The 21,706-nt window shown below is 43.2% G+C and carries 18 protein-coding genes and 1 tRNA gene; 12 read left to right on the top strand and 7 right to left on the bottom strand.

Annotated features, from left to right (window positions below; translation table 11 throughout):
- Positions 1-66: 66 nt before the first annotated feature.
- Together Bovatus_RS23010 and Bovatus_RS23005 are read right to left on the bottom strand one after the other, a co-directional pair.
- Positions 67-1,335, bottom strand: coding sequence for a putative DNA modification/repair radical SAM protein (locus Bovatus_RS23010; protein ID WP_004304808.1), 1,269 nt, complete (start codon positions 1,333-1,335; stop codon positions 67-69).
- Positions 1,336-1,648: 313 nt separating this feature from the next.
- The gene (locus Bovatus_RS23005; protein WP_004301965.1) at positions 1,649-1,825 is read right to left on the bottom strand and encodes a histone H1; all 177 of its coding nucleotides are present in this window, start codon (positions 1,823-1,825) and stop codon (positions 1,649-1,651) included.
- 147 nt (positions 1,826-1,972) lie between these two features.
- Between Bovatus_RS23005 and Bovatus_RS23000 the strand changes: the two genes are divergently transcribed.
- The 4 genes from Bovatus_RS23000 (at position 1,973) to Bovatus_RS22985 (ending at position 7,164) form a co-directional block, all read left to right on the top strand.
- Complete coding sequence (locus tag Bovatus_RS23000; RefSeq protein ID WP_004301964.1) at positions 1,973-2,620, top strand: AlbA family DNA-binding domain-containing protein; 648 nt, start codon at positions 1,973-1,975, stop codon at positions 2,618-2,620.
- Between the two features lie 33 nt (positions 2,621-2,653).
- Entirely contained in the window at positions 2,654-4,042 is a 1,389-nt protein-coding gene (locus tag Bovatus_RS22995) for an alanine/glycine:cation symporter family protein (protein ID WP_004301963.1), read from the top strand.
- A gap of 112 nt (positions 4,043-4,154) precedes the next feature.
- Positions 4,155-4,787: a hypothetical protein gene (locus Bovatus_RS22990; RefSeq protein ID WP_004301962.1), complete on the top strand. Its 633-nt coding sequence runs from the start codon at positions 4,155-4,157 to the stop codon at positions 4,785-4,787.
- A gap of 241 nt (positions 4,788-5,028) precedes the next feature.
- Positions 5,029-7,164 carry a KamA family radical SAM protein gene (locus Bovatus_RS22985; protein WP_004301960.1) on the top strand — a complete coding sequence of 712 codons (2,136 nt, stop codon included), beginning with the start codon at positions 5,029-5,031 and terminating at the stop codon, positions 7,162-7,164.
- A gap of 99 nt (positions 7,165-7,263) precedes the next feature.
- Here Bovatus_RS22985 and Bovatus_RS22980 read toward each other — a convergent pair whose 3' ends face one another.
- The 4 genes from Bovatus_RS22980 to Bovatus_RS22965 all read right to left on the bottom strand — a co-directional run bounded on the left by Bovatus_RS22980 (position 7,264) and on the right by Bovatus_RS22965 (position 14,171).
- The gene (locus Bovatus_RS22980; protein WP_004301959.1) at positions 7,264-8,577 is read right to left on the bottom strand and encodes a nucleobase:cation symporter-2 family protein; all 1,314 of its coding nucleotides are present in this window, start codon (positions 8,575-8,577) and stop codon (positions 7,264-7,266) included.
- A 73-nt stretch (positions 8,578-8,650) separates the two neighbouring features.
- Complete coding sequence (locus tag Bovatus_RS22975; protein WP_004301958.1) at positions 8,651-9,358, bottom strand: nucleoside-specific channel-forming Tsx family protein; 708 nt, start codon at positions 9,356-9,358, stop codon at positions 8,651-8,653.
- A gap of 73 nt (positions 9,359-9,431) precedes the next feature.
- Entirely contained in the window at positions 9,432-11,027 is a 1,596-nt protein-coding gene (locus tag Bovatus_RS22970; protein ID WP_004301957.1) for a SusD/RagB family nutrient-binding outer membrane lipoprotein, read from the bottom strand.
- A gap of 15 nt (positions 11,028-11,042) precedes the next feature.
- The gene (locus Bovatus_RS22965) at positions 11,043-14,171 is read right to left on the bottom strand and encodes a SusC/RagA family TonB-linked outer membrane protein (protein WP_032853833.1); all 3,129 of its coding nucleotides are present in this window, start codon (positions 14,169-14,171) and stop codon (positions 11,043-11,045) included.
- A 108-nt stretch (positions 14,172-14,279) separates the two neighbouring features.
- Between Bovatus_RS22965 and Bovatus_RS22960 the strand changes: the two genes are divergently transcribed.
- The 3 genes from Bovatus_RS22960 to Bovatus_RS22950 all read left to right on the top strand — a co-directional run bounded on the left by Bovatus_RS22960 (position 14,280) and on the right by Bovatus_RS22950 (position 15,398).
- Positions 14,280-14,858 (top strand): uracil-DNA glycosylase family protein, encoded by a 579-nt coding sequence (locus tag Bovatus_RS22960; RefSeq protein WP_009000634.1) that lies wholly within the window; start codon positions 14,280-14,282, stop codon positions 14,856-14,858.
- 48 nt (positions 14,859-14,906) lie between these two features.
- Positions 14,907-15,260 (top strand): arsenate reductase family protein, encoded by a 354-nt coding sequence (locus tag Bovatus_RS22955; RefSeq protein ID WP_052588038.1) that lies wholly within the window; start codon positions 14,907-14,909, stop codon positions 15,258-15,260.
- Positions 15,261-15,325: 65 nt separating this feature from the next.
- Positions 15,326-15,398 (top strand) — tRNA-Trp (locus Bovatus_RS22950).
- Positions 15,399-15,657: 259 nt separating this feature from the next.
- Here the strand turns inward: Bovatus_RS22950 and Bovatus_RS22945 are convergent.
- Entirely contained in the window at positions 15,658-17,508 is a 1,851-nt protein-coding gene (locus Bovatus_RS22945) for a vWA domain-containing protein (RefSeq protein WP_004301951.1), read from the bottom strand.
- Between the two features lie 188 nt (positions 17,509-17,696).
- Here Bovatus_RS22945 and Bovatus_RS22940 point away from each other — a divergent pair, with 188 nt between their 5' ends.
- From Bovatus_RS22940 to Bovatus_RS22920, 5 genes are read left to right on the top strand one after another with little or no spacing between them, the layout of a single operon-like run.
- Positions 17,697-18,353, top strand: coding sequence for a CDP-alcohol phosphatidyltransferase family protein (locus Bovatus_RS22940; RefSeq protein WP_052588037.1), 657 nt, complete (start codon positions 17,697-17,699; stop codon positions 18,351-18,353).
- Positions 18,350-19,306 carry a phosphatidate cytidylyltransferase gene (locus Bovatus_RS22935; RefSeq protein ID WP_004301949.1) on the top strand — a complete coding sequence of 319 codons (957 nt, stop codon included), beginning with the start codon at positions 18,350-18,352 and terminating at the stop codon, positions 19,304-19,306. Before Bovatus_RS22940 ends, Bovatus_RS22935 begins: the two co-directional genes overlap by 4 nt.
- A 24-nt stretch (positions 19,307-19,330) precedes the next feature.
- The gene (locus Bovatus_RS22930) at positions 19,331-19,987 is read left to right on the top strand and encodes a lysophospholipid acyltransferase family protein (RefSeq protein ID WP_004320683.1); all 657 of its coding nucleotides are present in this window, start codon (positions 19,331-19,333) and stop codon (positions 19,985-19,987) included.
- Entirely contained in the window at positions 19,988-20,560 is a 573-nt protein-coding gene (locus Bovatus_RS22925) for an RNA polymerase sigma factor (RefSeq protein ID WP_004301947.1), read from the top strand.
- Positions 20,557-21,699: a carboxypeptidase-like regulatory domain-containing protein gene (locus Bovatus_RS22920; protein WP_004301946.1), complete on the top strand. Its 1,143-nt coding sequence runs from the start codon at positions 20,557-20,559 to the stop codon at positions 21,697-21,699. Before Bovatus_RS22925 ends, Bovatus_RS22920 begins: the two co-directional genes overlap by 4 nt.
- Positions 21,700-21,706 lie beyond the last annotated feature (7 nt).

Below are 21,706 nucleotides of genomic sequence, written 5' to 3'. Positions count from 1 at the left end.
TTACTATTAGACGATTTACGCTTGGTATCACTTTTGAATAGTAAATTGTCTAATCGTAAATTATTCTTATTCGCCAAAATCAAGCAACAACTGGCGTTCATCCACTTTCTTTTTCGGTTTCGGCAACAATAAGCTGCGCACCCGTTGCGGAGAAAGTTCGTTCACTGTCTGCATCTGGAGAGGCAGTTCTTTGCAAGTGATGAAATATTGCGCTTTCTTCATCACCACTCCTATCTTCTTCAGTTCGTAAAATCCCAGCCGCGAAAAACGACGGGAAGCAACAATCAGTTTCGCCGACTTCACCCCTACTCCCGGCACACGGAGCAACATTTCGTAGTCTGCCTTATTGATGTCGACAGGAAACTGTTCGGGATGGCGCAAAGCCCACGAAAGTTTCGGGTCTATTTCGAGATCGAGATCCGGATAGGAATCATCCACAATTTCATCTACCTTGAATTGATAAAAACGCAATAACCAGTCAGCCTGATAGAGCCGGTTTTCACGTACCAGAGGCGGCTGTTTCAATGCCGGAAGGCGCTTATCATACGTATTCACGGAAACGTAGCCCGAGTAATAGACACGTTTCATGGTGGGGCGCCCATAAAGTGCCGACGAAAGAAAAAGAATATCTTTATCCGATTCGGAGGTAGCTCCCACAATCACCTGGGTACTTTGTCCCGCAGGTGCGAAACGCGGTGCGTGGCGAAACTTCTGCCGTTCTTCTTTACTCTCCAACACGCCTTGTTGAATGTATTTCATCGGAGCAAATACGCTTTTATGGTCTTTTTCCGGTGCAAGCAGTTTCAAATTTTCTTCTTTGGGAATTTCGACGTTGACGCTAAGACGATCGGCATACAATCCGGCTTCATTCACTAATTCGCGACTGGCTCCGGGAATACTCTTGAGATGGATATAACCGTTAAAACGGTACACTTGCCGCAAATCTTTGGCTACACGCACAAGTCTCTCCATTGTATAGTCCGGATTACGGACCACTCCAGAGCTAAGAAACAGCCCTTCGATATAGTTACGACGGTAGAATTCCATCGTCAGCTCCACCAATTCCGAAACGGAAAAGGTAGCGCGGGGAAGATCGTTGCTACGACGGTTGACGCAATAGGCACAATCGTAAATGCAATAATTGGTAAGCATGATTTTCAATAGCGAGATACATCGACCGTCCTCGGCAAAACTGTGGCATATCCCCCATCCTCCCACAGTGTTTCCCAGCGTTCCCGGCTTATTGGAACGCACCGTACCACTGGAAGAACAGGAAACATCGTACTTGGCAGATTCTGCAAGTATCTTCAGTTTAGCTAAGACGTTTTCGTTCATCATTCCCGATCTTGATTCTTTTCGCAAATATACGATTTAATTTGAGATGCGTATAGAAGAAAAAAGTTTGCCCCCTACAAATTGCAAATAAATCATTTAAAAGAACCACAAAAATATAAAAAGCCCGGACTTACATCTTGGGAGACATCTCTTTTCTAAAAAAGCGATTCACCCAAACGAACCGCTTTTTATGCTATAAATAATTGCCACTATCCGTACTAAAACAATAAAAAGTCATTCCGCATTAAAACAAAAAGAGGGCATATCGCTTCACGATATGCCCTCTTTTTCAATATCCTAGTAGTCTTCTAAATTATTTTTTAGAAGCTTCCAAAGATGCTTTACGGAATTCTTTCATTGCTTTTTCGATTTCCAAAGAAGCTTTACGAGCGCGAGTTCCTGCTGCTTTGTTACCGTTTTCGATCTGTGCGTTAGCATCTTTTGAGAAGTCAGCATAAAGAGCTGCTACCTTTTCTACCAATTCTTTCATAATCCTTTTATTTTTTTCGTTAATAATGTGCCGCAAAAATACACTGTTTCCCGAAATAAAAGCATAAAATCAATATTTTTTTTGAAATAATCTTCGAAAAATATCTAAAAAAGGGGCTTTTTACCTTTTTTACCTACCTTTGTAGCCATGAAACTGCTTACAGATACCGATTATATACATGCACTGATTGCTGAAGGAGAGCACCAGCAACAGGACTTTAAATTCGAAATTTCCGACGCACGCAAAATAGCCAAAACACTTTCGGCTTTTGCCAACACGAACGGAGGACGATTACTTATTGGCGTTAAAGACAATGGTAAAATCGCAGGAGTACGCTCCGAAGAAGAAAAATATATGATTGAAGCCGCCGCACAACTTTATTGCGTGCCGGAAGTGGAATATTCTCTGCAAACATACATAGTGGAAGGACGGCAAGTGTTAGTGGCAACCATCGAAGAGACTCCACATAAACCGGTTTACGTCAAGGACGAAACCGGAAAGCCCCTAGCCTATCTCCGCATCAAGGACGAAAATATTCTGGCAACTCCCATACATCTCCGTGTATGGCAACAGAGCGATAGCCCCCGTGGAGAACTCATCCGCTACACCGAACGTGAACAGCTCCTGCTCGATCAACTGGAGCACGGAACTTTACTCTCACTCAACCGTTACTGTCGACAAACCGGACTTTCACGACGTGCCGCTGAACATCTGCTCGCCAAATTTGTTCGTTATGATATTGTGGAACCTGTATTCGAAAATCATAAATTTTACTTCCGAATAAAAGACGAATAACCACAAACAATGCTTTATACTTAATACTTAACTATGACTTTTATCAACGAGATTAATGACATACTTTGGACGTATATTCTAATTATTATGTTATTAGGATGTGCTGTCTGGTTCAGCATACGGACACGCTTTGTACAATTTCGCATGATCCGGGAAATGATCGTGCTGTTAAGCGAATCCGCCGGCAAAGGAAAACAGGGAGAGAAACATGTATCTTCTTTTCAGGCATTCGCTATTTCTATCGCCAGCCGTGTGGGTACGGGGAATCTTGCGGGAGTGGCTACTGCCATTGCCATCGGAGGTCCCGGAGCTATTTTCTGGATGTGGGTCATCGCACTGTTAGGGGCTTCGAGTGCTTTCATAGAGTCTACTTTGGGACAATTATACAAAATACGCGGAAAGGATTCGTTCATCGGAGGGCCTGCTTATTATATGAAGAAAGGGTTGAAACAACCGTGGATGGGAATGCTTTTTGCCGTATTAATAAGCATCACTTTCGGGTTTGCTTTCAATTCCGTACAGAGTAATACGATCTGTGCTGCGGCAGAGCATGCTTTTGGGTTCAATCATATTATATTGGGAGGTGTGCTGACTTTGCTGACATTGCTTATCATCTTTGGAGGTATTCAACGCATTGCCCGCGTCAGCAGTATTATCGTGCCTATTATGGCTTTGGGATATGTAGGGCTGGCACTGGTTATTGTTGCACTCAATATCACTCATTTACCGGGTGTTATCGCACTGATTGTCAGCCATGCTTTCGGTTGGGAGCAGGCATTGGCGGGAGGAGTTGGTATGGCATTAATGCAAGGCATCAAGAGAGGACTTTTCAGCAATGAGGCCGGTATGGGTTCGGCCCCGAATGCGGCTGCCACGGCTCATGTCAGCCATCCCGTAAAACAAGGGTTGATACAGACTTTGGCGGTATTTACAGATACATTACTGATATGTACCTGTACGGCTTTTATCATCCTCTTTAGTGGGGTTCCTCTGGATGGTTCGGCTAATGGAGTGCAGCTGACTCAACAGGCGTTGACAAACAAAATAGGTTCTTCGGGCAGTATCTTCGTTGCCGTAGCTCTTTTCTTTTTTGCTTTCAGCAGTATTCTGGGGAATTATTATTATGGTGAGGCTAATATCCGTTTTATCACTCACCGGAAATGGGTACTTCATGGTTACAGGATATTGGTGGGTGGTATGGTACTCTTCGGTTCACTTGCCACATTGGATATGGTATGGAGCCTGGCAGATGTCACGATGGGGTTAATGGCTATCTGTAATCTGATCGCTATCCTTTTCCTCGGAAAATATGCTATCCGCCTGCTAAATGATTACCGCGCGCAAAAGAAAGCTGGCATCCAAAGTCCTGTTTTTAAGAAAGAGACAATGCCGGACATCGAAAAGGACTTGGAATGTTGGTGAAAACCAACTGTTTTTGTACCTTTGCACGCAAATTGACAGATGGTAGTTATGTTATATACCTTCCACACGCTCAAAATAGTAAATTGTAAATAATAAAATTGTAGAGATAACAATGGGCTTATTTGGTTTATTCAAGAAAAAATCCGATGAAACGAAAGTCGGCAATGTAGAAGATTTCATATCACTGACCCGGGTATATTTCCAGTCAGTTATCGCCACAAACCTCGGTATCACTAATATCCGCTTCTTGCCGGATGTAGCTAACTTCAAACGTTTGTTTAAAGTTCCTACTCAAAACGGTAAACTGGGATTGGCCGAAAAGTCTGCTGCACGCAAAATGCTGATGCAGGATTATGGGTTGAACGAGAACTTCTTTAAGGAAATCGACTCTTCCGTGAAACGTAACTGCCGCACTCAAAATGATATTCAATCTTATTTGTTCATGTATCAGGGATTTTCCAATGATCTGATGATGCTGATGGGAAATCTGATGCAGTGGAAGTTTCGTATGCCGTCGATCTTTAAGAAGGCTTTGTATGGTATGACACAGAAAACGGTACACGATGTTTGTACCAAGACAGTGTGGAAGGCTGATGATGTGCATAAAACGGCTGCGACTGTCCGCCAGTACAAAGAGCGTTTGGGATACTCTGAACAGTGGATGACGGATTATGTGTATAATATTGTTCTTCTTGCCAAGAAGGAGCCGAAACGGAAGAATGACGACACGGAAACGAAAAAATAAGTCGCTTTAAATGTTAGAAAATCGTAAAGATTAATAGGATAGAAAAAGCGGGGGTTTTGTACCTCCGCTTTTTTTGTTATCTTTATGTACTTTTTTCTTTTGTCTTGATACAAAAGAAAAGTACCAAAAAGAAAAAATCAAGGCTGCGCCTGCCCGGCTACTTGACGCCATGCAGACGAGGCCAGGGGGACCATGCGACGTGGTAGTATATTATAATAATTAAAAAATAGAGAGATTGCTTATGAAACAAAAGAAAATGCTTGCGCTTACTTTTTCACAGTTGAAACAAATCTATAATCAAGAAATTCCGGAAGTGGTGGAGATAGCTGATAAGAGCTCTTCTGCGGAAGAGTTCAAGGCTGGGATGCTGCGGTTTTTGGAAATTTGCGGGATAGAAAATGAGGCTGCGGAGGAGGCGAGGGAGCAAATTCGACTCTTACTCGATTATGATGGGCAGAATGTCCATGAACTGTCTACTGGACAGGATATGTCAGTACAGACGATTCGGTTGCTTTATGAGTTTCTGACGGGAACGTTGGAAAATATGGAGATGCCGACGGATTTGTTTATTGAAATTTTCCAGATGTTTAAACGGTTGAAGGGAGAGGTTGTGCCCTTACCATCGCCGCAACGTATCAAAAGTCGGAATGACCGGTGGGAAACGGGATTAGATGAAGAGGTACGTGAAGTGCGGGATGAGAATAAGGAGCGGATGTTGCACTTGCTGATTCAGAAGATTGAAAACAGGAAGTCGAAGCCTTCGGTGCGTTTTCACTTTGAGGAGGGAATGAGTTATGAAGAAAAATACAGGTTGGTAAGTGAGTGGTGGAACGATTTCCGCTTTCATTTGGCAATGGCTGTGAAAAGTCCGGGCGAGTTGAATCGATTCCTGGGAAATTCACTTTCGTCAGAGACTATGTATTTGCTTTATCGTGCCCGGAAGAAGGGTATGCCGTTCTTTGCAACTCCTTATTATTTATCGTTGCTTAATGTAACGGGATATGGGTATAATGACGAGGCTATTCGGAGTTATATTCTGTATTCTCCACGTTTGGTGGAGACGTATGGAAATATTCGCGCGTGGGAGAAAGAGGATATTGTAGAAGCCGGGAAGCCTAATGCTGCGGGATGGCTTTTGCCGGACGGGCATAACATTCATCGGCGGTATCCGGAGGTGGCTATTCTCATTCCTGACACTATGGGACGGGCTTGCGGAGGACTTTGTGCTTCCTGTCAGCGTATGTATGATTTTCAGAGCGAGCGGTTGAATTTCGAATTTGAGTCATTACGCCCGAAGGAATCATGGGATCGTAAGTTGCGTCGGTTAATGGCTTATTTTGAAGAGGATACGCAGTTGCGGGATATTCTTATTACAGGAGGCGATGCGCTGATGAGTCAGAATAAAACGCTTCAGAATATTCTGGATGCGGTGTATCGGATGGCGGCACGCAAACAAAGGGCGAATCTTGAACGCAAGGATGGAGAGAAATATGCGGAATTGCAACGGGTACGGTTGGGGTCACGTCTGTTGGCCTATTTGCCGATGCGTATCAATGACGGGCTGGTTGATGTTCTGCGGGAATTCAAGGAGAAAGCATCGGCTATCGGTGTGAAACAGTTTATTATTCAGACTCATTTCCAGACACCGCTGGAGGTTACTCCTGAAGCTAAAGAAGCGATTCGGAAGATTCTTTCTGCGGGATGGATTATTACGAATCAGTTGGTATATACGGTGGCTGCTTCACGTCGAGGGCATACAACCCGGCTCCGTCAGGTGCTCAATTCGTTGGGGGTAGTATGTTATTACACTTTCTCGGTTAAGGGATTCAATGAGAATTATGCGGTATTTGCACCCAACAGTCGTTCAATGCAGGAACAACAGGAGGAAAAGATTTATGGCCGTATGACACCGGAACAGGCGGATGAGTTATATAAGATATTAGAGACGAAAGTGGGAATGGAAGAGGAGCCTAAAGAGGATGTTGCCAAGCAATTAAGACGCTTCATGAGAAAGCATCATTTACCTTTCCTTGCCACTGATCGCAGTGTTTTGAATTTACCGGCTATCGGTAAAAGCATGACTTTCCAGTTGGTGGGACTAACAGAAGAAGGAAAACGAATTCTACGCTTCGAACATGATGGCACTCGTCATCATAGCCCGATTATCGATCAGATGGGGCAGATTTATATTGTAGAGAATAAATCGCTAGCTGCTTACCTGCGCCAGTTAGCCAAGATGGGAGAAGATCCGGAAGACTATGCTTCTATCTGGAATTATACGAAAGGAGAAACCGAACCTCGTTTCAGTCTTTACGAGTATCCAGATTTCCCCTTCCGCACAACAGATAAAATGAGTAATTTAAGTATTAAGGAATAAGAAATAAATATTAGGTATTAAGTATTAATCGACAAATATCGAGCGTAAATCAGCTACTTCGGTGGTAATACCTAATACTTGATATTTAATACTTATTTTTCATTCTTTTACCCGTATTACTATATTTGCAATAATTGCAGTTAAGCCTCCGGTGGTGATTCCTGAAGAGAAGATACTTCGAATTGCTTCCGGAGTTTGTTGTAATACATCCGGCATTAATTCTACGCCCAAGCCTAAAGAAAGGCTGACCGCTAATACCAGAGTTTCTTTACGTCCAATTTCTTGTGAGGAGACAATACGGATTCCTGCAGCGGCTACCGTACCGAACATCAATAAAGTGGCACCGCCTAATACAGGATCAGGCATTAAAGAGAATACGGCACCGACGATGGGGAATAAACCTAAAAGGACGAGCATTGCTGCAATATAATAGCCGACATAACGGCTGGCTACTCCAGTCAGTTGAATAATACCGTTGTTTTGTGCAAAGATGGAGTTTGGAAAAGAGTTGAATACACCGGCGAGAAAGGAGTTGAATCCATCCGCCATTACTCCACCGGAAACCCGTTTCAAATAGGAATCTCCTTCAATGGGAAGTCCGGAAATCATAGAGTTGGCAGTCACATCGCCTGTTGCTTCGATTGCTGTGATTAGATAAACCAAGCCAATGGCTATGAAAGAAGATACATTGAAATCAACACCGTATTTGAAAGGTTGGGGAATATTAAAGCTCATCAGCATTTCCACATTCAACGAACTCATATCCACTTTTCCCAAAGCAAATGCCAAAGCATAACCAAGACAAAGTCCGAGCACAATGGAACTCATACGCAGGTATTTATTCCGGCAACGATTAAAAAACAAGACGCTAAGAAGCACCAATCCTGCAATGGACAGATTTTCCCAAGTGGCAAATGTACCGTTATCCATAGCCGCATATCCGCCTCCGCAAGATACAATACCGACCTTTATCAGGCTTAATCCGATCAGCAGTACAACAATACCGGATACCAACGGAGTAATAATATTGCGCAGATACTTGAATGTGCGGCTCACAATCATCTCGATAGGTGCGGCAGCCATACAGGAACCGAATATCAAAGGCAAACCACCCACTAATCCGGTGGCGATGATAGGGCCGATAAAAGAAAAACTGGTACCCTGAATGCAGAGTAACTTTGCTCCTATCGCACCAAAACGACGGCATTGTATGAAAGTTGATACTCCCGAAGCAAAAAGAGACATGGAAACCAGAAAGCTTGTCTTTTCCACATCCAGTTTCAAGGCACTCGCGATGATTAGCGGAGGTGTAATAATTGCTACGAAAATAGCCAGGAGATGTTGTAAAGCCGCAAACAGGGCGTCTTTAAAGGGGGGACGGTCTTCTACGCCGTAGATTAAATCAGTTTTCATTTAACAGGTTGTTCTATATATTTTTAACTTCCGCAAAGGGATAGACAGAGGTTCTTCCGGAATTTGGATTTTCTTAGTTCAGTGTCCATTTGAGGGCGAGTGTCGGGATAACATAAAAGCCATCACGACCGCCAAAGTTGTTACTCAATTCGACTTCGGAGCCAACACTAAGATTGAAATTTTTATTTACTCCTTTGATTTTGTTCAGGTTCACCCAGAATTGTGGTTCGGAGAGGAAGATAGTCTTTCCGTAGTTGGTTTCTTCACGCCACCAGTCGGCAAAGCCGGAGAAAGTGAGCAGATTGCGACAGAAATTTACGTACCACGTACCTGTCAGTTGGAAGTTGTTGGGCGATTGGTGTTTCTGAATATACTTATACATAGCAGTCAGCGTGAAGCCTTTGGAAAAGGAAGCATTATTAAAAGTGTAGGTAGCTCCTGCCAGATAAGCATTTTTATAAGACATGCCTTTTGATAATCCGCCGTTATATTCAAGATGTGCAGAGAAAGGACCTTTCCAGAATTTCAGTTCACGTGCTATTTCCCAATAAGCGGAAGCGACACCCTCGGAGGTGTAATCCATATCAACAAAGAAATAAGTGCTTCCCCAAGTATCAGGATGAAACTTCTCCACAGTGGAGGTGAACAGCGGGCGACCTTGCAAATCTTTATCGTACAAAGAACGTCCGAAATCATAATGTAGCTGAATGTTTTGCGCCTGCAATCCCGGTATGCCAGAGAGCAACATACAGAGGAAAAGAGCAGAGATAATTTGTTTCATAAGTAAATGTGTTTAAATGAAGATGCAAAAATAGTTAAAGCTACACATATAAACACATTACTTCTGTCTTTTTTTATTCCAGGTTATTATTTCCCGTATCCCACCAGAGTCTTGTACCTCCATGGTCATCTCCGCCTAAAGCCTCGACAAGAGCAGAATATTGCTCCGGGTCTTCTGTCTGCAATGTACCTGGGAAATTAAGACGGCGCACCATGATCTCCATGTCGATGCATCCGCTCCTACTATGATTGAATCGAACGGGAAATAAACGGGGATATCCCGTTCGTCTTTGTTCGGTCCAGGCTTCGCAACCTTCCGGGAACATGGCAATCCACTTCTGCGTGATAATCTTCTCCAGTTTGGTCTCCTTATCATCCTGCGGATTCCATTTGGGAGTGACTTTACAACGGGCCTCTATATTATTTTCTTCATCATAAGTATCTATAAAGTCGGAAGCTGTCAGCTCACTTTTCAAGTAATCCTCCACCCCATAAATTCCCCATTGATGAAAAGAGGTAGTTACACCGTTCCGGTAACAAGCTTCTTCATCTTCATCCATCCACCCGCGCAAAGCGGCTTCGGCACGCAGAAACCAGACTTCCGAAGCAGTCATCAGAGGTGTATCGGTATCCTGCTTGACAAACAGCTTTGACAATCCGGAATAATGACTATGAGCAAAACAGGTTCCCTGGCGAATTCCACGATACTGTCCTTTAAGAGCCTCATCCGTACAGGGTTCAAAATAAATTTCCAAACGAGGATCGTTATATCCGGTCAAAATTGATTCCATGTTAGCACTCATGTAAGTTTCATTCCAGACACGGTTAAGTTCTCCCAATGGATTGGTATACCCGGATTTGGTAGAAACAAACACTCCGCCTGTTTCCGCTTCAAAGAAGCCATAATCGTTTTCTTTTATTTTCTGTATTTCAGCACAAGCCTTATCGGGAGCAACAGAGGCAATACGCATTGCCAACCGCAAACGCAACGAATTGGCAAACTTCACCCAGGAAGCGTATTTCCCATCCAACAAAATATCAAAACGTGCAAATCCATTGGATTCCGGTTTCTCATCTATATAGTTGGTGAGAGCAACTACAGCAGAATCGAGTTCATTGAAAAACTCATAATAGACATCCTCTTGTTTATCCGGACGGTAATGTTTTTCGGCATTAGCAAAATTCTTATAAATGATAGGACCATAATAATCCGTCACACGATGCATCGCTTCCACCTTTAATATTTTCGTTATCCCGAACAGAGCAGGATGTGTATTTCGGGTAGCATTCTCCGACTGATATATCTGTGGGAAAATATAAGAATACATGTGTGTCCACATGGCGCTATTCCAGCCGTCCTGCATATTATAATCGGAATTATGCGAGCCCCCGTTCAGAGGTTTGCCGTCATGCATATACCCACTGAACATGTCCGCGTTCAGATTCTGTATCAGCTGGAAAGGCCAGTTCTTTCCTTTTCCGTAGTCGTAATTAAAATAAATACCTTGCTGAATAATTCCCAAACGGATTCCATAGCCATTGTCATCAATAATCAAGTCATCATCCGTGATACCGGACAAATCGGTATTGTAATCACGGAAGTTACCGGTACAAGCTACAGAAAACAGCAATAACCCCAACAAATATAGATATACAAATTTTCTCTTCATTTCTCTCTCTTGCCTTTAAAATTCACATTTCAGAGTAAAGCCCAGACTACGGGTCGTAGGCATTCCGAACACTTCAATTCCTTGATTATCATTTCCGGTAGAAAGTACCAGATCCGGATCAAAAGGAGCTTTCTTATACAAGAAACATAGATTGCGAGCTACAAACGAAAGCTGAACATCTTTCAGTACCTTCGTTTTCTGTATCCACTTCTTGGAGAAATTATAGCTCAATGATACTTCACGCAACCGTAAATTCGTAGCATCATACATATAATATTCCGTCACCCCGGCACGCCCGCCTACTATTTTATAGAATCCTTTCACATTGTCTATACGCTGACCGTCGAGCATTACATATCCCCTGTCACGCGCATCGGCCGTTATTTCAGATACTCCATAAAGATCCATTTCCGCCTGCGTCTGCGAAAGAACTTCGCCTCCGTAACGCCAATCAAGCAGAAAATAAATGGTGAAGCCTTTGTAAGAGAATGTATGGTCCCATCCCATCATAAAGACAGGGTTGGCATTGCCTACTTTCACCGTATTCCCATCGCCCTCCACCAATGGAAGTCCTTTATTATCACCCTCTGTTTCGTAGACGATATTGCCTGCATCATCACGCACAAAAGCCTTACCATAAATATCACCGATAGAACCGCCTTTAATAAGCTTCATGGCATAGCTGGAAGAAAAACTGGTAGGCCCGTAAATCATTTCTTTCAGATCTTCGTGCAACTTCACTATCTTATTCTTATTGGTAGAGAAGTTTACAGAAGTTTTCCAGTTGAAATCAGGAGTTAATACGGGAGTTCCATTCAGTGTCAATTCCCATCCTCGGTTCTGGATATTCCCGGCATTTACATATCGGTAAGCATACTTATCGCCTGCAAGTGCGGGAAGTTTGAAGAATTGATTATAAGTATTGGTACGATAATAAGTCAGATTAACCCCTAAACGGTGTTGAAAGAATCGCCATTCAGTTCCAAATTCGATGGCATGAGTCATTTCCGGCTCCATATCCTTAAAAGGTGCGGCATCATTCGCCTGTATCTCGCCACCGGCATTGATATGCGAAAAGGAATTAGTGATAAATGGAGGAATATCATTCCCTACTTTACTATAAGCGCCACGCAATTTAGCGAAAGAAACCCACTCGGGTAACTTCACCCATTTATCAAGCAGCATGGAAAGCCCTACAGAAGGATAAGCGAATCCGGATTTTTCATGTTTGGTATATGACAAGGTTGACGCCCAGTCATTACGGGCCGTCAAATCAAGAAATAGTTTTTCCTTATAACCGATCTGTGCCGTACCGAATATAGATTGCAACTGACGGCGTTGATCTATTCGCTGGTCAATACTGGCAGAGCTGTTCATAACGATATTGGCTATATTAAACACATTAGCAAACTTCAGAGATGCATTTTTCGAATCATATCGGGTAGAATTAACGACTTTATCATTTATACTACCACCAATCGCCGCATCCAACGTAAAATCGCCCCAGGTTTTCTTCACCATCGCCATGACATCACCATACATCTGCGTTTCCTGATAATCCATCTCAATATATCGTCCGTTCGCTCCACACAGGGCGGTGGCGGTAGACGCATAGAATTTCTGGCGTAACTTGTCCGCCCAGTAATCCATGTTTCCACGGGCTTGAATCGTCAGCCAGTCATTTACCTTAAAGTTTGCTGAAAGAGAAAGGATAACGCGCGTACGTGTTTCTTTACTTTGTATGCGGTTCGTTATCCAATACGGATTCTGTTCGAAGTCTTCGGTAAACGTATGCCAGTTCTGCACACCCAGTTTCCGTTCTTCGTCATAGGTTTCAAAATGATCTTTATAATAAGACAAATCCTCTCCACGAGGGAAACGGTAGAGCCCTACCAATGGATTCATATAGAAACCTCCCGATACCGGCTTATTCTCGACGGTTTGTTTCATGACATTCACACTACCGTCCAGTTTCAGACGTTTGTCGAACATAGTAGCCGTCTCACGCAAGTTTATATTATGCTTTTTCAGTTTATTCTTGTCGATTATCCCCTTTCCGGTAGTATTGGCATAAGAGAAATAAGTTTGCAGGTTTTCATTTCCATAACTGATAGATACGGAAGTCATCGATGTCAATCCGGTACGGAAGAAGTCATTCAGATTATCATAAGCCATCAGATTCTCTTTCTCGCCCCAACTGTCTACCACATCACTGACACCATAACGATTCTGCATTTTAGGCATACTGAATGCTTTCTCGAAAGTGAGTCCCGTAGAGAAATTTATATTCCTTTGCCCGGCAGAGTTTCCTTTTTTAGTCGTAATAAGAATCACTCCGTTAGCAGCCATGCTACCATATAAAGCCGCAGCAGGAGCACCTTTCAGGATACTGATGCTTTCCACATCTTCCGGATTCAGGTTAGAGATTCCGTCTCCTCCGTCACGATTCCCCGCATTCGCCGTACCACCAATAGCCGAATAAGCCTGTTCGGAAGAGGTGTTCGACATCGGCACTCCATCTATTACATAAAGCGGTTGATTATCACCGGATACAGAACGGATTCCCCGGAGACTGACTTTTGCAGAACCGCCCATACCGGAAGAGTTTTTGTTGATTTGCACACCGGCAGCTTTTCCTGCCAGGGCAGCAATCATATTTACTTCTTTGACACGGTTCAGTTCTTCTCCCTTGATTTTTTGCACAGAATAAGCCAATGTAGCTTCATCCTTTTCAAGTCCCAAGGCTGTTACGATGACATGTTCAAGCATCACCGCATCTTCCTGAAGACGTATTTCAAGCACATTCCGACCTGTCACATTGACTTCTACAGTCTTGTAACCTACAAAAGAAACTTGTAAGACAGCACTATCCGGTACAGACAAAAAGAATTTTCCATCAATATCGGTCACAGTACCATTAGTTCCCCCCTTCTCGCGTATTGTAGCACCGATCAGTGGTTCACCATAGATATCAATAACACGCCCTCTCACGGTATTATTATCAGAAGGAACTTCTATCGTCCCTCTTAACACTTGTTGCTCCGAAGCATAACAATTTCCTCCCTCCAGGAAAAATAGGCCCATTAAGAAGCAACTCACAAAAACTTCTTTTCTCAATGATATAATAAAATATTGTTTGTTCATCACGCCGCAAAAATAACTAATTATTTTAAATCTAGCATTTTTTCTCATTGATTTTGAAGGAAATAAACATTATCACTATTTTTGTACGAAATTAAAATGAAAGGAATTATGGAAATCGAAACACATCCGTTAGAACCATTTCTCCCAGCGAAATCAAAGCTTCTGATGCTGGGAAGTTTTCCGCCACAGAAAAAACGTTGGTCTATGGAGTTTTACTACCCGAACCTAAATAACGACATGTGGCGTATATATGGAATTTTATTCTTTAATGATAAGAATCACTTTCTAAATTCGACACTAAAATCGTTCTGCCGCGAGCAAATCATAGACTTTTTGAACGAAAAGGGGATTGCCCTATTCGATACGGCTTCATCCATTCGCCGATTGCAGGATAATGCATCGGACAAGTTTCTTGAAGTAGTGGAAGCCACCGATGTTGCAGCATTACTGCGGCAGCTTCCCGAATGCAAAGCAATCGTCACTACGGGCCAAAAAGCAACGGACACTCTCCGACAGCAATTCGACATAGAAGAACCCAAAGTAGGTGATTACTCCGAATTTGTTTTCGAAGGTCGTGCCTTGCGACTATACCGGATGCCCTCATCATCAAGGGCGTATCCATTAGCATTGGATAAGAAAGCAGCCGCTTACCGGATTATGTTTCAGGATTTACAGATATTGAAGTGAAGTTCAAGTATTAAGTATTAAATATCAAGTATTAAATTATAAATGAATATGGCAACATTATTTTTGCAGTACCCGGCATGCAGCACATGCCAAAAAGCCAAGAAATGGTTAACAGAAAATAACATTGAGTTTACCAACCGCTTAATCGTAGAAGAAAATCCTACGGTGGAAGAATTAAAGGCATGGATTCCGCGCAGCGGTCTGCCGGTGAAGAAATTATTCAACACGAGCGGATTAGTATATAAAGAGCTGAAACTAAGCGAGAAGCTACCTGCAATGAGTGAGGAAGAACAGATAGCACTATTGGCAACCAACGGTAAATTGGTGAAACGCCCATTGGTAGTGACAGACAGCTTCGTTCTGGTCGGTTTTAAGCCCGATGAGTGGGAAAAATTAAAATAATTCAAAACTTATTTACCCGAATGTTTGGAGATTCAGAAGTTTCTACTACCTTTGCAGCCGCAAACACGGGAGTAGCTCAGTTGGTAGAGCACCGGTCTCCAAAACCGGGTGTCGGGAGTTCGAGCCTCTCCTCCCGTGCAGAGTTAAATAGCTGTAAACAATAAGTTTACGGCTATTTTTCGTTTCAGGTCGGACGAAATTCGGACGAAATAAATGATAGTGACGCTATCCGACAAAGATAGTGACGGTATACAACAGCGATAGCGTCACTATCCCGAACATATACCGTCACTATCATTTTCTACGATTATCCATCTGGAATTCTACGCTCATTCATATCTGTGAATCTTACGCATAGTCATATAGCGTACACTCACAATGACTCCTGTCCGATTTCCTAATTCTTATTCGTTCTTTCCAATCCTTTGGCAGCCTCAACCAAACGGATGAATTCTCTTCTATATCCTTTATCATCATTATTCAGTCCCTGTTTGGCCAGATTAATCACTTTATCGTAACTGGCATTTCCTTTGAAGTCAGAGTCCCGAAGCAACTGTCCGAACATAGCCACTGCAGAAGCAAAGCGGAAATCGGAAGAAACATTATTGCCTTTATTATCAACGAAAGGAAGTTCCATTTTCTTGCTGACATCTTTATCCGGAGCTTTATAACGCAGTTTCACAGTCAGGAGATCATTAGAGCCTGTCGGTTTCACCGTCACTTTCTCTTTCTTCTGATATTTCAGATCGTCTATTTTACCCACATATTCATTCTTTGCACCTGTAGGAATCACTTCGTAAAAAGCAGTTACCGTATGTCCCGCACCCATATCTCCGGCATCTTTAGCATCATTATTAAAGTCTTCGTCTTTCAACAGACGGCTTTCGTAACCAATCAAACGATACGCCTGCACTTGGGAAGGATTAAATTCCACTTGCAGTTTGACGTCTTTCGCCACCGTATGCAATGTAGCACCGAATTCGCCTACTAAAACACGGTTGGCTTCCTGCAAGTTATCTATATAAGCATGATTACCGTTTCCCTTTTCTGCCAACACCTGAATCTTTTTATCTTTATAATTACCCATGCCATAACCTAATACGGTAAGGAACACTCCACTCTTACGTTCTTTTTCAATCAATTGTTCCAATCCTTCGGCGGAAGAAACGCCCACATTAAAATCACCGTCAGAGCAAAGTATGATACGGTTGTTGCCATTAGAGATAAAATTCTTCTTGGCTATTTTATACGCCAACAGGATACCCGTACCACCTGCCGTAGAACCACCTGCCGTTAATTCATCTATCGCTTCACGAATCTTCTGTTTGTCACTACCCGGAGTGGCCTCCAGTTTCACACCGGCACTGCCTGCATAAGTCACGATAGCTACTTTATCTTTATCCCGTAAGTTGTTTACTAACAATTTGAGAGATGATTTCACCAAATCCAACCGGTTGGCTCCCCACATAGAGCCGGAGACGTCAATCAGAAACACCAGGTTAGATGCAGGCAAATTATCCGTCGGAATTTCTTTAGCTTTCAAGCCGATACGCACAAGACGGTGATTCGCATTCCAGGGACATGCTCCGGCTTCCATCGTGATTTTCACAGGATCACTTCCTGTCGGTTTCGGATAATCATAGGAAAAGTAGTTCACTAATTCTTCCGTACGGATAGCATCTACAGGAGGCAATTCCCCTTTATTGATAAAACGACGCATATTACTATAAGAAGCAGCATCTACATCAATAGAGAAAGTAGAAAGCGGAGCATCCGACACACTCTTAAATCCATTCTCCTGAATCTGCCCGTATTCTTCCGCATTTACAGCATCATACATGATTCCCGGTGTCGGACATACCGCCATATAAGCAGCAGACACCGATTTAGTAGCCTTTAGCTCATGCCCGTATCCTACCACTACACATTCTTCCAATACCACATCATCAGCTTTCATCTTCACATCCAGCGTAGCCGATTTCACCACCCTTCTCTCTTGCTTATACCCGATATACTGGAACAACAACGTCTCCCCCTTCTTGCCCTGAATGGTGTACTGGCCCTTCATATTCGTTATTGCACCCTTCGAAGTACCCTTGATCTGTACCGAACAACCTACAAGCGGATTTCCATCCTTTGCATCCGTCACCGTACCCGACACAGTAATAACTTGCGCATTCATCCTACCTAAAGAAATAACCGCCATTAGCAGCACGAGCATCATCGCTCTGAATTGATTTGTTTTCATAACTTCTTATTTTAAAATGTTACTATTAGTTCGCTTTTATTATAGAGATGCACATTTCACACAGATTCCATAAATTGCCTGAACTTTTTTTATCCGGCAGAAAAAAGAGCCATTTCAAAATTCTCACTCATTCCTTTGCAACTCTTAAGATGATGTGTATATTTGCCAATCATAAACATATTATAAATATGAAAAACGAAGTCGACGGAAGGCGGGAAATAGCCTCACGAAACACGGCCTGGGCTACTATTATTGCCCGCAAACTAACTCGTTGGGGTGTCACTCCCAATCAAATTTCCATGATGAGCGTATTCTTCGCTATGGTGGGGTGCTTTCTGTTGATCGGCACAGTCATTGATCCCGGTTTCAACAAGTATGTAGCCTACATTCTGTTCATCGTTTGCATGCAGTCGCGGTTACTCTGCAACCTGTTCGATGGGATGGTAGCTATTGAAGGAGGGAAGAAAAGTGCCAACGGAGATCTCTACAATGATATGCCCGACCGCTTTGCTGATGCTTTGTTTATCATTCCCGTCGGATATATAGCAGGCGGATTCGGTATTGAACTGGGATGGCTAGCGGCCCTTCTTGCCGTAATGACAGCTTATTTCCGCTGGATAGGAGCCTACAAAACGCACCAGCATTTCTTTAACGGTCCGATGGCCAAGCAAGACCGCATGGCATTGCTCACGCTTGCCTTTGTAGTAGCCACCTGCACCATTCACGCAGGATACGACCGGATGGTATGTCTCATAGCTCTGATAATAATCAACGTCGGCCTTGTCGCAACACTGATACACCGTCTGTACCTCATGTCACACACAACAAACAATGAAATAAAATGAAAGAACTACTGGATATCATATTTCCTACGCTAAGCGATGAACTGATTATCGTCATTTCGCTCATCATCGGACTGCTTGTTACGGCAAGCCTTATTCTTTTTCTCGTAAAGAAGATCTCTCCAAAAACAAATATCAGCGAACTCTCCGCCCGCACACGTTCATGGTGGATCATGGCGGGCATGTTTATCGGCGCTGTATTTATCAGCTATAACATTTCTTACTTCTTCCTTGCCTTTCTCTCTTTCATCGCTTTCAGAGAACTGTACTCGGTGTTGGGATTCAGAGAGGCAGATCGCGGAGCATTGTTTTGGGGGATATTGGCCATTCCCATTCAATATTACCTTGCTTACCTTGCCTGGTATGGAGCATTCATCATCTTCATTCCGGTAGTTATGTTTCTCGTATTGCCCTTACGACTTGTTTTAAAGGGAGACACCCACGGAATTACCAAGTCGATGGCTCTGTTGCAGTGGATTCTGATGCTTTCAGTATTCGGTATCAGCCACCTCGCTTATCTCCTGTCGCTTCCTGAACTTCCGGGATTCAATGCAGGAGGACGAGGTCTGCTATTATTCCTTGTATTCCTTACGGAAATCAACGATGTTATGCAATTTATCTGGGGCAAACTTCTCGGACGACATAAGATACTCCCGAAAGTAAGTCCGAACAAAACGTGGGAAGGATTTCTGGGCGGTGTAATCAGTACTACCGTCATTGGTTACTTCCTCGGTTTCCTGACTCCCCTCTCCGCTCCCAACGTTATCCTGGTAAGTGCTCTCGTTGCGATTGCCGGATTCTCGGGAGACGTAGTCATCTCCGCCATCAAGAGAGATAAAGGAATTAAGGACATGGGGAACAGTATTCCCGGTCATGGAGGAGTATTCGACCGGATAGATTCTCTGGCCTACACGGCTCCTGTATTTTTTCATTTAGTTTATTACATTGCATATTAAACGGAGGGAATGGAAAAAAGATTCATGCAAGCTGCTGCCATGCAGATTATATATAAAGGTGTATTCCAATGGTTTCTGAAATTGGTTGTAGGAGTTCAGTTCACAGATTGCCAGTTCCTCAAAAAGGAAAAGCAATTCATCATCCTTGCCAACCATAACAGCCATCTGGACACCCTAAGCTTGTTATCTTCCCTGCCCGGAGGACTTTTATGGAAAGTCAAACCCGTAGCAGCAGAAGATTATTTCGGGAAAACCCGCTTTCAGGCTTCCATCAGCAACTTTTTCATCAACACACTGCTAATCAGAAGAAAAGGAGAAAAAGATTCGGAGCATGATCCGATCCGTAAGATGCTTGAAGCCATCGACGCCGGATATTCACTGATTCTTTTTCCGGAAGGAACCAGAGGAAAGCCGGAACAGATGGGAAAAATTAAATCCGGCATAGCCCGCATCCTGTCTCTGCGACCCGAAGTGAAATATATTCCCGTATTCATGACCGGTATGGGACGTTCTCTGCCCAAAGGAAAAATGATATTGTTGCCATATAAAGCATCTATCTATTACGGTATGCCCGCATTGGTAAAGAGTACGGATACGCATGAAATATTAGACCAGATTACAGGTGATTTTGAAGCAATGAAAGAAAAATATCAAGTCATTATTGACGAAGAAGAGGAATAGATGTTGTTTTTCAAAAGAAAAATATCAAAACTATCGGACGAGGAATTACTAATACATTACACGAAGTCCGGTGATACGGAATATTTCGGTGAATTATATAACCGATATATCCCGTTACTGTATGGACTTTGCCTGAAATACCTGCATGATGAAGACCGGGCACAGGAAGCAGTCATGCAACTGTTTGAAGATTTACTACCTAAGTTGGGAAATTATGAGATAAAAGTGTTCAAGCCATGGCTCTACCGGGTGGCAAAGAATCATTGCCTGCAACTTTTACGAAAGGAAAATAAAGAAATTACGTTAGATTATACCGTTAATGTTATGGAATCCGACGAATTTCTGCATCTATTAAGTGAGGAGGAAAGTTCAGAGGAACAACTAAAGGCATTACATCACTGTCTCGAAAAGTTGCCCGAAGAACAACGGACCAGCATTACGCGTTTCTTTTTAGAGGAAATGTCGTATGCCGACATTGTGGAACAGACCGGATTTACTCTGAACAATGTGAAAAGCTATATCCAAAACGGAAAGCGAAACTTAAAAATTTGTATTAAGAAACAAGCCCTATGAAACTATTGGACTACATACGAGGACTCCGCAAAGGAAAAGAGGCACACCGGCTGGAAAAAGAGTCGATGCAAGACCCTTTCCTGGCCGATGCTATGGATGGATACAACCAGGTGGAGGGAAATCACGAACAACGGATCGAGAAACTGCGGATGCAGGTTTCTGCTCATTCGGCAAAGAAAAAGAACACTTATGCCATCACCTGGAGCATCGCTGCGTGTCTGGTGATCGGATTCGGTATCAGCAGTTATTTCCTGTTCCTGAAAAAGAGCATGACAGATGAAGTGTTTATCGCTGAAGAGTCTGTTCCTGCAAAGTTGCCTGAAACTACAACGCCGGCAACTCCTACAAATCCGGCGACTCCGGCAGCTCCTGTAACCCCGCGAGCGGACAAGAAAGAGATGAGCGCATCCGCAGTAATAGAACCGATGATGGAGGAAGCCTTGGAGCAGACTGCTGAATTACAAGAGGTAGCAGCAACAATGGATACTTCCGAGTCTGTTTCCGACAAGAAAATGAGAATGGCTAAAGTGGTGACTCCCCCCAACAGTAACATTATTCAGGGAAAAGTGACCGATGAAAAAGGAGAACCGATCATCGGGGCCAGTGTGGCATATAAAGGGACAAATATCGGAACCATTACGAATATGAACGGAGAGTTTTCGCTGGTTAAAAAGGAAGGTAAAAAACAGTTGACAGCGCAGTTCATCGGATACGATCCGGTAGAAATTCCGGTAGATACCAGCCAGACAATGCTCATTGCCATGAACGAAAACAAACAAACGCTTAACGAAGTGGTGGTAGTGGGATACGGAACAAATAAAAATAAGAAGTCGACAACTGTCGTGACGGCTAAGGAGCAGGCAGACAAAGATATTACTCCGCAACCCGTGATTGGTAAACGCAAATATCAGAAGTACCTGAAGGAGAATCTGGTTCGTCCGACGGATGAGAAGTGCGCACAAGTGAAAGGGAAAGTGGTATTAACTTTCCTGGTTAACAAGGAAGGGCGTCCCTTCTACATCAAAGTAAAAGAGAGCCTCTGCGAATCTTCCGACAAGGAAGCCATCCGCCTGATTCAGGAAGGTCCGGACTGGATTTATGGCAATAAATCAGTGGAAATAACCGTCAAATTCGAATAGGACAAAG

The organism is Bacteroides ovatus (assembly GCF_001314995.1).
Classification (GTDB): Bacteria; Bacteroidota; Bacteroidia; order Bacteroidales; family Bacteroidaceae; genus Bacteroides; species Bacteroides ovatus.
The sequence above is the reverse complement of the archived record's forward strand: the minus strand, read 5'-3'. Positions and strand labels throughout refer to the sequence as shown.

Coding starts and splice junctions, on each gene's coding strand:
- Bovatus_RS22960 (WP_009000634.1), top strand. CDS start 14,280: ATGGAAATCGAAACACATCCGTTAGAACCATTTCTCCCAGCGAAATCA.
- Bovatus_RS22920 (WP_004301946.1), top strand. CDS start 20,557: ATGAAACTATTGGACTACATACGAGGACTCCGCAAAGGAAAAGAGGCA.
- Bovatus_RS22935 (WP_004301949.1), top strand. CDS start 18,350: ATGAAAGAACTACTGGATATCATATTTCCTACGCTAAGCGATGAACTG.
- Bovatus_RS22975 (WP_004301958.1), bottom strand. CDS start 9,358: ATGAAACAAATTATCTCTGCTCTTTTCCTCTGTATGTTGCTCTCTGGC.
- Bovatus_RS22965 (WP_032853833.1), bottom strand. CDS start 14,171: ATGAACAAACAATATTTTATTATATCATTGAGAAAAGAAGTTTTTGTG.
- Bovatus_RS23005 (WP_004301965.1), bottom strand. CDS start 1,825: ATGAAAGAATTGGTAGAAAAGGTAGCAGCTCTTTATGCTGACTTCTCA.
- Bovatus_RS22995 (WP_004301963.1), top strand. CDS start 2,654: ATGACTTTTATCAACGAGATTAATGACATACTTTGGACGTATATTCTA.
- Bovatus_RS23000 (WP_004301964.1), top strand. CDS start 1,973: ATGAAACTGCTTACAGATACCGATTATATACATGCACTGATTGCTGAA.
- Bovatus_RS22930 (WP_004320683.1), top strand. CDS start 19,331: ATGCAAGCTGCTGCCATGCAGATTATATATAAAGGTGTATTCCAATGG.
- Bovatus_RS22925 (WP_004301947.1), top strand. CDS start 19,988: ATGTTGTTTTTCAAAAGAAAAATATCAAAACTATCGGACGAGGAATTA.
- Bovatus_RS22955 (WP_052588038.1), top strand. CDS start 14,907: ATGGCAACATTATTTTTGCAGTACCCGGCATGCAGCACATGCCAAAAA.
- Bovatus_RS22945 (WP_004301951.1), bottom strand. CDS start 17,508: ATGAAAACAAATCAATTCAGAGCGATGATGCTCGTGCTGCTAATGGCG.
- Bovatus_RS22985 (WP_004301960.1), top strand. CDS start 5,029: ATGAAACAAAAGAAAATGCTTGCGCTTACTTTTTCACAGTTGAAACAA.
- Bovatus_RS22940 (WP_052588037.1), top strand. CDS start 17,697: ATGAAAAACGAAGTCGACGGAAGGCGGGAAATAGCCTCACGAAACACG.
- Bovatus_RS23010 (WP_004304808.1), bottom strand. CDS start 1,335: ATGAACGAAAACGTCTTAGCTAAACTGAAGATACTTGCAGAATCTGCC.
- Bovatus_RS22990 (WP_004301962.1), top strand. CDS start 4,155: ATGGGCTTATTTGGTTTATTCAAGAAAAAATCCGATGAAACGAAAGTC.
- Bovatus_RS22970 (WP_004301957.1), bottom strand. CDS start 11,027: ATGAAGAGAAAATTTGTATATCTATATTTGTTGGGGTTATTGCTGTTT.
- Bovatus_RS22980 (WP_004301959.1), bottom strand. CDS start 8,577: ATGAAAACTGATTTAATCTACGGCGTAGAAGACCGTCCCCCCTTTAAA.